Genomic DNA, 16,359 nt, shown 5'->3' on the forward strand with positions numbered 1-16,359 from the left:
TTGAAACACCGTGAAGAGCCTCGTTATTTTGGAGAGTGCTCTTTGTGTGATATTCGCGGCATTTTTTCTCACCTGTTTTTTCGAGCATTTTTCTCGCTGTTGAGCAGGGCGAGGGCGACCCGGCCGGTCCGCGCGATTACCAGAGTCCGGTATCTCAGGGATCTCCGGGACAAGGCCGGGCCATCAGAAATCACATAACCCGCGAAACCATGACCGGCCCGTGCCCGGGATCGGCCGGGGCCGCCGTATCCGGCGCCGGAAACCGATTCACCCCGTGCGGGACCTCGAAACTCCCCAGCACCCACCCACGACCGCGAGGCGGTGGATCCACAGCATGGACAGAAAGATCGTGCCCGTGCGGCGGCAGACGGTACCGGCCCGAGGAGGCGCCGGAGAGCCGGTTCCGCTCACCGTCGCACAGCGAGCGCTGTGGATCATCGAGCAGGTTCACCCCGGCGACTCCGCCTACAACGTGCCCGTGGCCGTACGCCTGGACGGACCGCTTGACCTCGGAGCACTGAGGCGCGCGGTCGAACGGGTCCTCGTCCGGCATGACATCCTGCGCACGACGTTCCCGATGGGCAGGGACGAGCCGTACCAGCGGATCGCGCCGTCGCCGCCCTTCGGCCCGCGACTGGCCGACCTGACATCGGAGCCGCCCGAGCGTCGTGACGACCTCGCCGACGCGTTGCTGCGGCGATGGGCCGACGAACCCTTCGACGTGACGACCGGACCGCTCGTCCGCAAGAGGCTGATCCGCCTCGATGTCGACCGGCACATCCTCGGCATATTCCTGCACCAGCTGGTCTGTGACGGGCCGTCGCTCCATCTTCTCTTCGACGAGCTCGCCGACGGGTACGTGGGCGCGCCCGAGCCCCCGCCGCTCCCCGTCCAGTTCGGCGACTACGCGGCCTGGCAGCGGCGGCAGCCCGTGGACCCCGCCGACCTCGCCTGGTGGCACGAGCGTCTGGCCGGCGCCCCGACGACGCTGGACCTTCCACACCTGGCGCGGGACGGCGCGAGCGGTACGGACGGCACGAGCGGCACGAGCGGCGCGGACGGCACGAGCGGCACGGGCAGCGCTGGTGGCGTGAGTGGCACAGGCGGTGTCAGTGAGCTTGAGCGGCCTCGCCGGAGGGGTGGTGCCAACCACCACGTCACCCTTCCCGGACCGCTCATGGCGGAGGTCCTCGCCCTGGCCCGGCGAACGCGTGTGACGCCGTTCGTGCCGATGATCGCGGCCTACGCGGCGCTGCTGGGCCGCCTCACCGGCGCACGCGACCTGCTGATCGGCACTCCGGTCAACGACCGGCTGTTCTCGGAGCTCGAACCCGTGATCGGCTTCTTCGTGAACACGCTGCCGGTGCGGTTCGACCTGTCCGGTGACCCGTCGTTCGCCGAGGTCGTGCGGCGGACCCGGGAGACCGTGATGGACATGCTGAGCTACCAGCGGGTTCCGTTCCAGAAACTGGTGGAGGAGCTGGCGCCACAGCGCGACCTCGACCGCAACCCGCTGGTGCAGGCCCTCTTCAGCTTCGAGCCGACCCCGATGGCCGAGCCGCGTTTCGGTGATCTCACCGCGTCGCTGATCGACCTCATGCCCACCGGTGCCAAGGCCGGTCTCGACTTCACGATCTTCCGGGCCGCCACCGGCGACGCCTTCGACCTGACGATCACCTACAACACAGATCTGTTCGAGCCCGGCACGGTCCGATCGATCGGCGACCGTTTCCACCGGCTGCTCGCCGCCGTCGTGGCCGACCCCGAGGCTCCCCTGTGGACCCTGCCCCCGCTCGCCGACGCCGGACCGCGGAACACGGACCGCACCACGAACAGCGTCATGGACGACGTCACGAACGGTGCCACGGGCGGGAACATCATGGAAAGGCCCGCGACGCCCGCGGTCTTCACCTCGGCCGACCGGGCGCCTGCCCCCCGCACCCTGCTCGACGTCCTCGACGAGACGACCGCTCGCTTCCCCGAGGCCGCCGCGCTCGACGACGGGCGCGTACGGCTCGACTACGCCTCCCTGCGGGCCGAGGTCGAGGTCCTGGCCGGGAGACTGCGGGCGGCGGGCGTGCGGCGCGGCGACCGGGTGGGGGTGTGCGTGCCCTCCGGCACCGCCGACCTGTACGTCTCGATCCTCGCCGTCCTCGCCGCGGGCGCGGCTTACGTACCGGTCGACACCGACGATCCCGCCGAACGCAGGGAGCTCGTCTTCGGCGAGGCCGGGGTCCACGCCGTCGTCGGGGAGAACCGTCACATCACACTCACCCCCGCGGTACGCGTACCGAGCGAACCACGGGAACCGGCCGAACCGGATGGATTGCGGGAACCTGCCGGACCTGACGGACTGCGGGAACCGGACGGAGCACGGGAACCGGTCGAATCGGGGGAGTCCTCCCGGCCGGGGGTGGACGACGACGCCTGGATCATCTTCACCTCCGGCTCGTCCGGAACCCCGAAGGGCGTCGTGGCCACCCATCGCGGCGCGGCGGCGTTCGTGGACGCCGAGGCCGGGCTGTTCCTGCGGGACAGCCCGATCGGGCCGGGCGACCGCGTACAGGCCCTGCTCTCGGCGGCCTTCGACGCCTCCTGCGAGGAGATGTGGCTGGCCTGGCGGAACGGCGCCTGCCTCGTCCCCGCCCCGCGCGCCCTCGTCCGTACCGGCACCGACCTCGGCCCGTGGATAAGGGAGAACGGCATCACCGTCATCTCGACGTTGCCCACGCTGGCCTCGCGCTGGCCGGCCGAGGTGTTCGACGGCGTACGGCTGCTGATCCTGGGAGGTGAGGCGTGTCCCCGGGAGCTGATCGAGCGGCTCACCGCCCCCGGGCGCGAGGTGTGGAACAGCTACGGCCCCACCGAGGCGACCGTCACCTCGTCGGCGACCCTCTTCTCACCCGGTGACCCGGTACGGATCGGGCTTCCCCTCGACGGGTGGGATCTGGCCGTGGTGGGCCCGGACGGCGAGCCCGTGGGCATGGGCGAGACCGGCGAGCTCGTGATCGGCGGGGTCGGCCTGGCCCGCTACCTGGACCCCGCGAAGGACGCGGAGAAGTACGCCCCGCTCCCGTCCCTCGGCTGGAAGCGGGCCTATCGCAGCGGGGACCTGGTCAGGGCGGAGCCGGAGGGCCTGGTCTTCGTCGGGCGAATCGACGAACAGGTCAAACTCGGGGGCCGACGCGTCGAGCTCGGCGAGGTGGAAGCGGCCCTGCGGCGGCTGCCGGGCGTCAGCGCCGCCGCCGCGGCGGTCCGCACGACGCGCCTTGGCCACCAGATCCTCGTCGGCTACATCGTGCCGGGTACCGGCTTCGACGAGGGCGGCGCGCGGGCCCGGCTGCGCCAGACGATGCCCGCCGCGCTCGTGCCACGCCTCGCGGTCGTCGGCGACCTGCCGATCCGTACGTCGGGCAAGGTCGACAGGGACGCCCTTCCGTGGCCGCTCCCCACCGGCGACGCCCAGGCACCCACCGGTTCGCCCGTGCCCGGTTCGCCGACGCCTGACGGCCCGGCGTTCGGCTTCCCGGCGCCCGGTGATCCCCAGACGTCCGGCACTCCCGAAGCGCCCGGCCGCGGGGGACGGGAGATCACGCTGAGGCGGATCTGGCAGGAGGTCCTGGAGCTGGACCATATCGGACCGCACGACAACTTCTTCGACCTCGGCGGCAACTCGTTCAGCCTCGCCGCCGTCCACGCCCGGCTCACCGAGGCTCTGGGCCGACGGCTGCCGATGGTGACGTTGTTCGAGTTCCCCACGATCGCGGCTCTCTCCCGGCACCTCGACGAGCAGGCCGCGCCGGGGACCGGCAACCCCCCGGGCACCGGTCCCGGCGACCCCCGGGCACCCCGTACCGGCGACGACGACGAGCAGGCGAGCAGGCGGGCCGCGGGCCGGGCCCGCCTCGGACTCCAGCGCCGCCGTACCGATGACCACCGCGCCACCTCATGAGGAGAGAGACCACTCGTGTTCCACGACACCGCCGAACGGCGACGCGTCATCGCCGTCACCGGGAGAACCACCACCGGGAGAACCCGTACCCGGAAAGCCACCACCGGGAGAACACCGTTGTCGGGCCCGCGCGGTACGGAGGCATGAGGTGACGGGAAAGAGCCTCTGGCGCGTCTCCGGTTTCCGTAACCTCTGGGCCGCCCAGACCGTCAGCCTGTTCGGCACGCAGATCACCCTGCTGGCCCTGCCGCTCGCGGCGCTGCTCCTGCTCGACGCCTCGGCGCTGGAGGTCAGCCTGGTGTGGGCGGTGGAGTACGTGCCCATCCTCCTGGTCGGCCTGCCCGCGGGGGTCTGGCTCGAACGGCTTCCCCGGCGGCCGGTGCTGATCCTCACCGACCTCCTGCGGGGGGTGGCACTGCTGGCCGTACCGGTCGCCGTGTGGCTGGACGTGCTCAGCATGCCGCTGATCTACGCGGTGGCGTTCGCCATCGGGCTGGGCACGCTGTTCTTCGACGTGGCGCAACTGTCCTACCTCCCCGAGCTGGTCGAGGAGAACAAGCTCGTCGACGCCAACGGCAAGCTGGAGCTGTCCCGTTCGGTCGCGCAACTCGGGGGCCCGGGGGTCGGCGGTTTCCTCGTCGAGGTGCTCACCGCGCCCCTGGCGCTCCTGGCGGACGCGATCACCTATCTGGTCTCGGCGGTCTTCCTGCTCTTCATCAAGGTCGAGGAGCGAAAACCCGCTCCGGCGGAGCGGCTCGGCCTGCGCAGGGAGATCGCCGAAGGCATCCGCTTCGTGTTCTCCCATCCGCTGCTCCGCCCGCTGATCCTCTGCGCCACCCTCGCCGAACTGGCGTTCGCGGCCGTACTCGCCCTCCAGATCGTCTACGCGGCGGACGAGCTGCACCTGAGCGCGGGCGTGATCGGCATCGTCCTCGCGGTCGGCAACGCGGGCGGCCTCGTCGGCGCGCTCGCGGCGGAACCCTTCTCCAAGCGCTTCGGCACCGGCGCCGCCTTCATCACGTCGATCGTCCTGTTCAGCGGCGGCACGATCCTCCTGCCGCTGTCCACCGGCCCGGTGGTCTTCGCCGCCGGCCTGTTCGTCATCTACGTCGGCGCGTACATCTTCAACGTCCTTCAGGTCAGCCTGTGCCAGATCGTGACGCCTCCGCAGTTGCTCGGCCGGATGAACTCCGTCTTCCGCTTCGTCACCTGGGGCATGATCCCCCTCGGCGCCACCGTCGGGGGACTGCTCGTGGCCCCGGTCGGCCTGCGCGGGGTTTTCTGGATCGCCGCTGTCCTCACCGTCCTGTCGATGCTGCCGCCTCTCTTCTCCCCGGTACGCGGCCTGCGCGACGGCCAGGCCCCGGCCCCGGACTCAGCCTCGGACGAAGCACCGAAGGACGGCCAAGCCCCGCATGGGCCCGAGGGCGGCGCGGAGCCCGCGCGGACGGGAGACCTCGCGTGACCGGGCCACACGCCGAACAGACCCACGCCGAACAGACGCACGTTGAGCAGGCGCACGCCGAGCAGACGGCCATCGCGATCATCGGCATGGCGGGCCGGTTCCCCGGAGCGCCGGACGTGGACGCGTTCTGGGCGGGGCTCGCCGACGGAACCGAGTTCGTCACGCGGTCGCCCGAGGACGAGAGCACCGGCAGGATCTCCGCCTACGGCGTCGTACCGGACGCGGATCTCTTCGACGCGGGCTTCTTCGGCTTCTCACCGCGCGAGGCCCTGATGCTCGACCCCCAGCACCGGATCTTCCTGGAGTGCGCGTGGGAGGCCCTGGAGAACGCGGGCTGCGACCCGGGCGCCTACCCCGGCGTGATCGGCGTGTACGGCGGCAGCGGGGACACCGATCACCTCGCGCTGCTGCGGGAGCGTCGCGACCTGTTCCCCGGCGTCACGGACTGGCAGTTCCGGCTCGCCTGCGGCATGGACTTCCTGACCAGCAGGGTGGCGTACAAGCTGGACCTGAACGGTCCGGCCGTGACCGTGCAGACGGCGTGCTCCACCTCGCTCGTCGCCGTCCACCAGGCCGCGCAGGCGCTGCTCGCCGGGGAGTGCGACGTCGCCCTCGCCGGTGGGGCGACGATCCGGGTACCGCATCCGATGGAGGGCCAGGGCGACGACGACGTCCTCGCGGCCGACGGGCGCTGCCGCCCGTTCGACGCCGACGCGAGCGGCACCGTGTCCGGTGACGGCGCGGGGATCGTCGTGCTCAAGCGGCTGGAGGACGCGCTCGCGGACGGTGATCTCGTCCACGCCGTCATCCTCGGGTCCGCGGTCAACAACGACGGCGCCGGCAAGGTGGGGTTCACCGCCCCGAGCGTCGACGGGCAGGCCGCCGCGGTGCGCGCGGCGCACCTGCTCGCCGGAGTGTCCCCCGCCACCATCGGGTACGTCGAGGCGCACGGGACCGCCACGCCGGTCGGCGACCCCATCGAGGTACGGGCGCTGTCCAAGGCGTTCGGTCTCGGTACGGACGAGAAGGGGTTCTGCCTGCTCGGTTCCGTCAAGTCGAACATCGGGCACACCGACGCCGCGGCCGGGGTGATCGGGCTGATCAAGGTCGTCCTGTCGCTCCGGCACGGGCTCGTCCCCGGCACGCTCCACTTCCGCCGCGCGAACCCCGAGATCGACCTCGACACCGGCCCCTTCGTGGTGAAGGGAGAGGCGACACCCTGGCCGAAGGGCCGGACCCCCCGCAGGGCGGGCGTCAACTCCCTGGGAATCGGCGGCACCAACGCCCACGTCGTCGTCGAGGAATGGCGGGAACCGGCGCCCCCGGACCCTTCCGGTGGACACCAGCTGCTGGTGCTGTCCGCGCGTACCGGCGGCGCGCTCGCGGAGATGGCGACCCGGCTGGGCGAGCACCTGAAGCGGCGCGACGCGCCACTCGCGGACGTCGCCTGGACGCTCCAGACCGGCCGCAGGGAGTTCACGCACCGGGCCTTCGCGGTCTGCGCCGACGGTGACAGCGGCGGTGGCAGTGACAACGGCGGCGACGATGCTGTGAGCGTGTTCGGCGGGGCCGGGTCGCACCGCCTGGTGACCGGCCGCGCCGCCACCCGCCCCACCGGGGTCGCCTTCCTCTTCCCCGGGCAGGGCGGCCAGCACCTCGGGATGGCGCGGGACCTGTACGAGCGGGAACCGGTGTTCCGCGAAGCGGTCGACACCTGCGCCGAGCTGGCCGCGCCGGAGCTGGGGCTGGACCTGCGGGACGTGCTGTATCCGAGCGCGGGCGCCGAGTCCTGGGCGGAGGCGCGGCTCGGCACGATGACGGTGTGCCAGCCGGTGCTGTTCGCGATCCAGCACGGGCTCGCCCTGCTGTGGCGGGCGCGCGGCGTCACACCGGAGGTCGTGCTCGGCCACAGCCTCGGCGCGTACGCCGCCGCGTCGACGGCGGGGGTGCTCCCGCCCGCCGACGCGCTGACGCTGGTGCTCGCGCGGGGACGGATCCTCGACGGCCTGCCCTCCGGCTCGATGCTGGCCGTACCGCTCGGCGAGGCGGAGCTCCTGCCCTCGCTGGACGGCGGCCTGTCGATCGCCGCGATCAACGGCCCGGCGCAGTGCGTCGTCACCGGCCCCGCCGCCGACGTGGACCGCCTGCGGGACCATCTCGCCGGGGAGGGCGTGGACGCGCGCCCGCTGCGCATCAGCGCCGCCGCACACTCCCCCCTCGTCGAGCCCGCCCTCGCCGGGTACGCCGAGCTAGTCGGAACGATGCCGCTCCGGCCTCCCGCGATCCGCTGGATCTCCGACAGGACCGGGGCGCCCGTCACCGCGGAGGAGGCGTGCGACCCGGCCTCCTGGGCGGCCCACCTGCGCCACACCGTACGGTTCTCCGACGCGTTGCGGACGCTGCTCACCACCGGCGGGCACGCGCTGCTGGAGCTGGGGCCCGGCCGTACCCTCAGCGGCCTGGCCCGGCAGCACCCCGAGTACCGGGCGGACCGCCCGGTGGCGCAGAGCCTCCCGCACGCCGCCGACGCCGGGGGCGGGGCGGCGGAGCTGCTCCACGCCACCGGCCTGCTGTGGCAGGCGGGCGTGCCCATCGAGTGGTCCGCGCTCCACCACGGGCGAAAGCCCCGGCGTGTCCCGCTTCCGGCCTACCCGTTCCAGCGCCAGCGGTTCCGGCTCGACACTCGGCTCGATGCCCGGCTTGACGCTCGCCTCGACGTCCAACTCGACGTCCGGCTCGACGGGGGAGATCCGGCGCGGGACGCGGTCTCGGCCGTGGAACCCCTCGGGTTCGAACGGCCGGAGCTCGACGCGGACTACGTCCAGGCGGAGACCCGCACAGAGAAGATCATCGCTGCGGCCTTCCGCGAGGCGCTCGGCCTGGCGTCGCTGGGCGTCCACGACAACTTCTTCGACCTGGGCGGCGACTCCCTGATCGCGACCCGCCTCGTGGCCGGTCTCCGGGCGGAACTGGACGTCGAGTTCGGCGTCCGCGCGTTCTTCCGCGCACCCACCGTGGCCGCGCTCGCGTCCCTCCTCGACGCGTCCCTCCTCGCGACATCCCTCCCCGAAGCGCCCCTTCCCGACGCATCCCATCTCGACGCGTCCCTCCCCGACCCACCACGCCCCGCCCCATCCCGCCCTGACTCACCCCGCGACGAACAGGAGCGACCGTGACCGGCTCCCGACCCCGCTGGCTGCTGTCCCGGGAACGCCGCCCGGAGGCCCGGCTGCGGATGTACTGCTTCCCGCACAGCGGCGGTTCCCCGGGCGAGTACATGCGATGGTCCGACGCGCTACCGAGCGTCGAGGTCTGGGCGGTGCAGCTCGCCGGGCGCGGGAGCCGCCGGGAGGAGGCACCGGCGACGAGCATGCCGGAGCTGGTCCACGCCCTGGTGTCCGAGGTGGACTTCGTCGCCCCGTACGTTCTTCTCGGGCACAGCCTCGGCGCACTCGTCGCGTACGAGACCGCCCTGGCACTGCGCGAACAGGGTTCGCCCGGCCCGGCCGCGCTGTACCTCTCCGGCTACCGCGCGCCGCACCTGCACGAGGCCGGGGGCCTCCCCGAGCCACGGGACGAGGACCTGGTCGCGGTGATCGAGAGTGAGCACGGTCCCCTCCCCGAGGAGGTCAAGGCCGACCCGGACGTCCTGGCGGCGGCGCTGGAGGTCGTCCGCGCCGATCTGACGATCGTCGCCACCTACCGGCCCGTACGCGGCGAGCCGCTGACCTGCCCGCTCGTGGTCCTCGGCGGCGACCAGGACGAGGAGACCGGCGAGTCGCTGACCGCGTGGAGCCGGTACACCACCGGGCCGTGTGACGTACGGATCTTCCCAGGTGACCACTTCTACTTCCGGGAGCGGACCGATGACTTCCTCCGACACCTCGCCACCGGCCTCGACGAGCTTTCTGCAGGAGCTGTACCTGGGCCGCGTACGGTGGGATCTGCTACGCCCCTTCCCTGAGCAGGATCCGGGGGACCGCCTCGCCGGGGACGAGGCCGTCGCCCGCCTCAGCCGTCTTCTCCTCGACCGCGTCGATCCGGCGGCGGTCGAGGCCGACGGGCGCCTGCCCGAGGGGTTCCTCGGCGCCCTCCAGGACTCCGGCCTGCTCAGCCTGATGATCGACCCCTCGCTCGGCGGGCTCGGCCTCTCCTGGCTCAACGCCTGCCGGGTCGTCGAGACGGCGGCGAGCTGGTCCATGCCCGTGGCGTTCGCCCTCGCCATCCACAACGGATTCGGCTCAGGTGTGTACCTGCGGGCGCTCCCGCCGGGCCCGCTCCGCGACCTCATCTCCGAGCGGATCGCGTCCGGCGTCGTCTCCGGCACCGCCGACGCCGAGGTCGCCGGGGCCGGAAACCGCGGTCGTACCACGGTGGCCGTACCCGTCGAAGGCGGCGACGCCTACCTGATCAGCGGGGAGAAGGTGTTCATCGGCAACGGCTCCGTCGCGGAACTGGTCGACGTCTCCGCGACCGTCGTCGGCGACGACGGCACCGAGGAGGTCAAGCTCTTCTTCGTCGACACCCGCAGCCCCGGCTTCGAGGTCGTCAGCACGCACGAGTTCATGGGACTGCGCGGCGCGGCCTTCGGCATGCTGCGCCTCGACCGGGTGCGCGTACCGGCCGAGCAGCTCATGCCCGAGGAGTCCGGCGGCTGGCGCATGCGCCCGGAATCCTCCGACAGCGACACCGTCACCGGCTCGGCCCCCGAAGGCGGGACCGTCACCGAGGAGGCGCCAGGGGAGGCGCCCGGCGAGGCGGGTGTCGACCTCGGGGAGCTGGCGCTCTTCGGACGGCACCTCGTCATCGCGCCCCCGGCCCTCGCCGTCGCGCGCGCGTCCCTGCTCTGGTCGCGGGACTTCGTCAACAGGCGGAGGATCAACGACCGGGCGCTCGGCGAGTACGAGGAGATCCGGCGGCGCGTGGCGGAGAACGCGGCCGAGGTCTTCCTCATCGAGAGCCTGCTCGTCTGGTGCCTCCTCGGGGCGGAACGCGCGGACACCCGCCCCGACCTGACCGCCGCGAAGAACCTCATGGCCCTGGCGAGCTGGCGAGCGGTGGACGGGACGATGGCGCTGCTGGGCGGCGAGGGGTACGAGACCGCCCGCAGCAAGGCCGCGAGAGGGGCTCCGCCACTGCCGGTGGAACGCTGTTTCCGGGACGCCCGCGGACTGCGGGTGGCGGGCGGCGTCGAGTTCATGCTCGACCTGTGGTCGGCGGAGGCGAACCTGCGGCCGTACTACGAACCCGGCGGGCCGCCCAAAAGAGAACCGGGAACGAACTCGCGACCGTACGAACCCGACGGGCCACCCGAAAGAAAACCGGAGACGAACCCGCGACCGTACGAACCCGACGGGCCACCCGAAAAACCGGAGACGACCCAGCGGCCGTACGAGCCCGCACCGGAGCCGGAGACGAACCAGCAGTCGTACGAGCCCGGCGAACCTCCCGAAGCAGGACCGGAGCCGGTCGGCCCCGGCCGCTTCCCGCCGAGGCACCACGACCACCTGCGCCGTCTCACGTCGCAGGCCGAGAGGCTCGCCGAACACTGCCGGGCCGTGACCGGTGACCTCCCGATGGACGAACTGCTGACCAGGCAGCGCTCCCTCGCTCTCGTCGGCAGGATCGCGGCCGAGCTGTTCGGCCTCTCCGTGGTGCTCGCCCGTTCGGCCGACCTCGCCGAACGGGGCAACACGGCGGTGCTCGACCTGGCCGACGTCGCCTGTGCGGCGTCCGAACACCGGCTGGACGGCCTCTGGTCGCAGCTCGCCCGCGAGACCGGCCGCTCGGGAGCCGACCCGGCGACGCTCGGCGACGCGTGGCTGCGCGGTACCGGCCTCGACTTCCTCATCAGCGGTACCGCCACAGCGACTCCTTCCACCACCGACCTCATCAGCGGTGCCGCCACAGCGATCCCTCCCACCACCGACCTCATCAGCGGTGCCACCACCGGCCTCTACGACCACAGGAGCCAGTAATGATCGACTTCAAACACGTCGCCGCACCCGGGCGGTCGGCGAGATGAGCGACGCGCCCGACACCCTGCCGCGAGGAGAGGCCGAGGAACTGGTCGCCGCGATCTGGTGCGACGTGTTCAACCTGGAACGGATCGGACGGCACGACGACTTCTACGAACTCGGCGGCCACTCGCTGCTCGCGATCCGGATGGCCTCCCGCCTGCGCGACACCGTGGGCCTGAAGGTGCCGCTGCGCCTCATTCTCGACAACCCCACGGTCGCCGAGATGGCCCTGCTCGTCACCGTCACGGCGCCCGCCGAACGGAACATCGAGAAGACCGTCGCCACCGACCCGTGACGCCGATCCGACGGCGCGACCGGCCGCGCCGGGTCGCACCTGTCCTGACGCCCGATCGGATGAGGCGCCTGCCATCGCCTGCCTCGGGCACCGAAAATGTCAGTCCCAAGGAGTGTCACTAAGGACGGAAGGGGGCAGGACACTGCCCGCGTAGGCGGTCGGGGTGGCACAGAGCAGGGCGGCGACGGTGACGACGGCTGTGAGGATCATTTCCTTGACGTGCATGTTCCACGCTCTTTCGCCTTGGTTGGGCTCGCTGACTGCGACGTCAGAAACGTAAGAAGAAAGTCCTTTACCGGCCTATCTCCGGTCTTACTCGCCTGCGTAAGCCACCCGCGATAGAACGACGATAGGTCCGTGACAGCCGTTTTCCCACAATGAATCTCAAAAGGGATGCCACCGGCTGGAGGCGAAGCATGGTACGAGGGACAGGCGATCAAGAGAGGGAGCGGCCCCGGGGGCAGGCAAGCACGAGGAGGGGCCGGTCCGCCGACGATCCCGGACAGGGCCGGACGGCGACGCGCTTCGGCTTCCTGGGTGCCGTAGCCCTGTGGAAAGGCGGCAGCGAGGTCAGGCTCGCCACCAGACGGTCGAAGACGGTCATGGCCCGGTTGCTTCTCTCCCCGGGCCAGCTGGTGAGCGTGGACGCCCTGGTGGATGGGCTCTACGACGAGCATCCCGTCAAGAGCGCGCGCAACCAGGTTCATCGCGGGATCGGGGAGCTTCGCCAGCAGGGCGTCCTCATCGTCGAGCGGGATGGTTCGTACCTGCTCAACACGCCAACCGAAGTGATCGACGCATGGCGGTTCAAGAGCCTGGCCGACTCTGCCAGGGCCGCCGCGCCCCGGGACAAGGTCCGGTTCCTGCAGGAGGCGCTGAGGGTGTGGCGTGGCCCGGCCCTGGCCGGGCTGGACAGCCATGTGTTCCGGGCCGCGGCGGAAGAATGGGACGAACGACGGCTGACGGCGATTCAGGAGCGCATCGGAGCCGACCTGTCCCTCGGCGGCCACAACGAGCTGATCCCCGAACTCCGGCGTCTGACCAGCGAGCATCCGCTGCGCGAGCGCTTTTCCTGGCAGCTCATGGCGGCCTGTTACCGGGCAGGCAGGGCCGGGGAGGCCATCGCCGTCTTCACCAGGCTTCGCGAGGAGCTCGCCGACCAGCTGGGCATCGATCCCTCCCCCGAGTTGCGGCACCTGTACGAGCAGATCCTCCGCCAGGAACCCGTGCTGGCGGAGGATACACCGGTTCCCCGGCAACTCCCGCCCCGCCCCTTGAAGATCATCGGCCGGAACCGGGAGCTGGAGCAGATCCGGACGGCGCTGGAAGGCGGCAGCCGCGCGGTGGCGATCACCGGGGCGAGCGGCTCGGGCAAGACGACGCTCGCCCTGGAGGCGGCCCACAGCTCGACGGAGCTCTTCCCCGACGGGCACCTCTACAACGCCGAGCCGGATGACGCGCTGCCGGGCATGCTGCGCGCGCTGGGGGACAGGAACGTACCGGCGCGGCAGGACGAGCAGAACGGTCGTCTGCGCACGCTCCTGGCCAGCCGTCGAATCCTCATCGTGGTGGAGAACGTGACCGGCGCGGCACAGATCCGCTCGCTCCTTCCGGCCTGCCGGGAGTGCGCGCTCATCGTGACCAGCCGCTCGTCGCTGGCCTCGTTGCGCGAGGCCGTCCACATCACGTTGGGCGGGCTGCCCGTCGACGACGCGTGGGCGCTCCTCGCCGACAGCACGGGTGCCCATCGTCTGGAAGCCGAGCCGGAGGCCACCCGCCGGGTGATCGAACTGTGCGACGGCCTGCCCCTGGCGCTGGACATCGTCGCCGCGAGGCTGGCCACCAGGCCGCACTGGAACGTCGCCACCCTGGCGGCTCGCCTGGAGGATCGCGACAGGATCCTGTCCGAGCTGCACCATGACGACCTCGACATCCGTGCCACCCTCGACTGCGGCTACCTCGCCCTGACCCCGGAGGCCAGGGCACTGCTCCGGAGGATCGGCTACTACGGGAACCAGGAGATCTCGATCTCGGAGGTCTCACGCCTGGAGGAGGTCTCGCCGGCCGAGGCGGAATGGCGTGTCGAGGCCCTCGTCGACGCGCGGCTGCTCACGGTCTCCGGGGTCGGCGCCGACGGCCGGTTCACCTATCGCTGCCCCACCATGGTGCTGGCCCACTCAAGGGAACGGGCGCTGGCCGAGGATCCGGTCGCCGAGCTCGACGCGGCCGTCGGCCGCGTCCTCACCGGGGTGGAGAGCTTGATCGGTCCGCGTTGACCCTCCTCTCGCCGGAGAGGCAGAATGCACAGCTGTGCGGCATAGGCGTTTCGGCCAATCGCGAACCGCGGACTGCCTCGTGGTCGTGTTCACCTGGGTGCTGTCCTCCCCCTCGGCGAGCGGGCCCTCCCTCGCCGTCCAGTTGCTCATCGGCGGCCTGGCGTCCACCGCCCTGTTCTGGCGGCGCACGCGACCCGTCGCGGTCCTCTTCTTCGCCCTCGCGTGCGCCCTGGCGACGCAGCTGCTGGTGTCGCATCCCGTGTTGCCGGGGGCGCTGGCGGTGGCCCTGTACGCCATCGGCAGGTACGCCCCGCCCGGCGTCGCCTGGGGACCGGCGACGATCGCCGGTCTGGTCTACGGCGGCACGCTCGTGGTCCTGCACGCCCTGGGCTCACCGGTTCTCAGCCGGGACGGGAGCGGGCAGCTGTCCATGGCCTTCCTCATCGCCGCGCTGCTGCTGTTCCCCCTCTTCCTGCTGTTCACCCTGGGAAGCCTGGTACGGCTGCGCCACGAACTGAGGGAACGCGACCGGACCGCGCTGGAGGAGGCGGCCGTACGGACGGAGCGGGCCCGTATCGCGCGGGAGCTCCACGACGTGGTCGCCCACCACATCAGCACGGTGAACATCCTGCTCGGTGCGGCGCGAACGGTTCTGAGAAAGGACCCCGACCAGGCCGAGGCGACGCTCGCCACGGCCGAACGGAACGGCCGTGACGCCATAGCGGAGATGCGGCACCTGCTGCACGTGCTGCGAGCCGAGCAGACGCACCGGCCCGAGAGCGAGGACCACGCGGCGGGGGCCGCCCTCCTGCCCTCCCTGGTGGACCGGGCGCGGGAGGCCGGTCAGCGGGTCCGTCTGGAGGTGACCGGAGACCCGTTCCCGCTGGCGGTGACCGTGGACAACGCGGTCTACCGGATCGTCCAGGAAGCGCTGACCAACTCCCGCAAACACGCCGCCGGAGCCACGGCGACCGTCACGGTGGCGTACCTTCCCGGAGCGGTCGAGGTCCAGGTGAGCGATGACGGCCCGGCCGCGCGGCACGTGACGGAGACAGGCGGTTTCGGGCTGCGGGGGATGGCCGAGCGGGTCGCCCTGTGCGGCGGGGAACTACGGATCGAGTCCGTCCCGGGGAGAGGTTTCCAGGTCCGCGCGCACATCCCCGCCGATCAAGGCGCCGATCGGCGCTGACCGGGCACTGACCCGCACGGGTTCCGGTACACGCCCGAGGGAACCGTTCGCCATGACCTGAGCGCGCGGTGGAGCCCCGGGCGGTGACTCCGATCTCCGAGGTGGGAGCCGCGAAACCGGGGGATCAGGCTCCCGAGGGGTCCTCGCCCTGGGACCAGGCTCCCAGGGCGAGAACCCCGTTGACGGAGGAGGAAAACCCGCCGGCCGACGGCGATCCTGAAGAAGTCCGCAGAGCACGGCTTACGCGTGGAGAACACGATGAGACCTTCGGCCGCCGATTTCCCCACGACGCGAGCCCCGTCCATGGCCTGCGGCCCCCGATCGGCCGGAGACCGTGCCCGGACCACGCGACCGCACACCACACGACCGGGCACACCGTCCGCCGTCTGACCAGCGGGTTCCCACCCCCCGGCGCCGTCCGCCGAACGAAGAAGCGACGAGGAAGCGGGGAGGAAACGGGGCCTGCGAAAGTTTCAAATGTCAGAAGGAACGGGGCGAAACAAAAAACACCCCGGTCACGAAGACAAAAAAATTCAAAACAAATGCTGGCGAAGGGAAAAATCATGGGCGAGGAGACCTACGAGGTTCCGGCTCTGGTCGAGGTCGGTGACTTCTCCGAGCTCACCCAGGACAGCAACCGCGGTAGGTGGGCCGACAGCCAGTGGGGCTACTACTTCGACTGATCCGGTCGTCACGAAAACCGGATGAAACAAAGAAACACCCGGCACAAAAATCAAAAAACTCAAAACATACGCACGTGAAGGGAAACACCATGAACGAGAAGACCTACGAGGTTCCGGCCCTGGTCGAGGTCGGCGACTTCTCCGAGCTCACCCAGCTCACCAACCGCGGCAAGTGGGCCGACAGCATCTGGGGCTACTACTTCGACTGATCCGGTCGTCGCAAGCACCAGGTGAAACACAGAAACACCCAGCACAAAAACCAAAAAACTCAAAACATACGCACGTGAAAGGAAACACCATGAACGAGAAGACCTACGAGGTTCCGGCCCTGGTCGAGGTCGGCGACTTCTCCGAGCTCACCCAGCTCACCAACCGCGGCAAGTGGGCCGACAGCATCTGGGGCTACTACTTCGACTAATCCAGTCATCTAGTCGCGACGGTGTCCGGCGGCGTCGCCGCCGGACACCGTCTCCACCAAG

General features: G+C 70.9%; 12 protein-coding genes. 11 read left to right on the forward strand and 1 reads right to left on the reverse strand.

Features of this window, described 5'->3' with window-relative positions; all coding sequences use genetic code 11:
• Positions 1 to 334 precede the first annotated feature (334 nt).
• From ACW9TB_RS03040 to ACW9TB_RS03065, 6 genes are all read left to right on the forward strand, one after another.
• Positions 335 to 3,952 (forward strand): non-ribosomal peptide synthetase, encoded by a 3,618-nt coding sequence (locus ACW9TB_RS03040; protein ID WP_472746349.1) that lies wholly within the window; start codon positions 335 to 337, stop codon positions 3,950 to 3,952.
• A 148-nt stretch (positions 3,953 to 4,100) separates the two neighbouring features.
• Entirely contained in the window at positions 4,101 to 5,417 is a 1,317-nt protein-coding gene (locus ACW9TB_RS03045; protein ID WP_472746350.1) for an MFS transporter, read from the forward strand.
• Entirely contained in the window at positions 5,414 to 8,593 is a 3,180-nt protein-coding gene (locus ACW9TB_RS03050; RefSeq protein WP_472746351.1) for a type I polyketide synthase, read from the forward strand. Before ACW9TB_RS03045 ends, ACW9TB_RS03050 begins: the two co-directional genes overlap by 4 nt.
• Complete coding sequence (locus ACW9TB_RS03055; protein ID WP_472746352.1) at positions 8,590 to 9,381, forward strand: thioesterase II family protein; 792 nt, start codon at positions 8,590 to 8,592, stop codon at positions 9,379 to 9,381. The genes ACW9TB_RS03050 and ACW9TB_RS03055 overlap by 4 nt, the downstream gene beginning before the upstream one ends.
• Positions 9,284 to 11,395 carry an acyl-CoA dehydrogenase family protein gene (locus tag ACW9TB_RS03060; protein WP_472746353.1) on the forward strand — a complete coding sequence of 704 codons (2,112 nt, stop codon included), beginning with the start codon at positions 9,284 to 9,286 and terminating at the stop codon, positions 11,393 to 11,395. Before ACW9TB_RS03055 ends, ACW9TB_RS03060 begins: the two co-directional genes overlap by 98 nt.
• A 43-nt stretch (positions 11,396 to 11,438) precedes the next feature.
• A complete protein-coding gene (locus tag ACW9TB_RS03065; protein ID WP_472746354.1) occupies positions 11,439 to 11,732 on the forward strand; it encodes a phosphopantetheine-binding protein in 294 nt (97 codons plus the stop codon).
• A 99-nt stretch (positions 11,733 to 11,831) separates the two neighbouring features.
• Here the strand turns inward: ACW9TB_RS03065 and ACW9TB_RS03070 are convergent, their stop codons facing one another.
• Positions 11,832 to 11,957, reverse strand: coding sequence for a hypothetical protein (locus ACW9TB_RS03070; RefSeq protein ID WP_472746355.1), 126 nt, complete (start codon positions 11,955 to 11,957; stop codon positions 11,832 to 11,834).
• A 377-nt stretch (positions 11,958 to 12,334) separates the two neighbouring features.
• Between ACW9TB_RS03070 and ACW9TB_RS03075 the strand changes: the two genes are divergently transcribed.
• From ACW9TB_RS03075 to ACW9TB_RS03095, 5 genes are all read left to right on the forward strand, one after another.
• On the forward strand, positions 12,335 to 14,008 hold the full coding sequence (locus ACW9TB_RS03075; RefSeq protein ID WP_472746356.1) for an AfsR/SARP family transcriptional regulator: 1,674 nt from the start codon (positions 12,335 to 12,337) through the stop codon (positions 14,006 to 14,008).
• A gap of 79 nt (positions 14,009 to 14,087) precedes the next feature.
• Positions 14,088 to 15,197 carry a sensor histidine kinase gene (locus ACW9TB_RS03080; protein ID WP_472746357.1) on the forward strand — a complete coding sequence of 370 codons (1,110 nt, stop codon included), beginning with the start codon at positions 14,088 to 14,090 and terminating at the stop codon, positions 15,195 to 15,197.
• Positions 15,198 to 15,760: 563 nt separating this feature from the next.
• A complete protein-coding gene (locus ACW9TB_RS03085; protein ID WP_472746358.1) occupies positions 15,761 to 15,880 on the forward strand; it encodes a lasso RiPP family leader peptide-containing protein in 120 nt (39 codons plus the stop codon).
• Between the two features lie 89 nt (positions 15,881 to 15,969).
• A complete protein-coding gene (locus ACW9TB_RS03090; RefSeq protein ID WP_472746359.1) occupies positions 15,970 to 16,089 on the forward strand; it encodes a lasso RiPP family leader peptide-containing protein in 120 nt (39 codons plus the stop codon).
• Positions 16,090 to 16,178: 89 nt separating this feature from the next.
• Positions 16,179 to 16,298, forward strand: a complete 120-nt coding sequence (locus tag ACW9TB_RS03095) for a lasso RiPP family leader peptide-containing protein (RefSeq protein ID WP_472746359.1) — start codon at positions 16,179 to 16,181, stop codon at positions 16,296 to 16,298.
• The last annotated feature ends 61 nt before the right edge of the window (positions 16,299 to 16,359 follow it).

This window comes from Streptosporangium sp. H13245 (genome assembly GCF_055690525.1).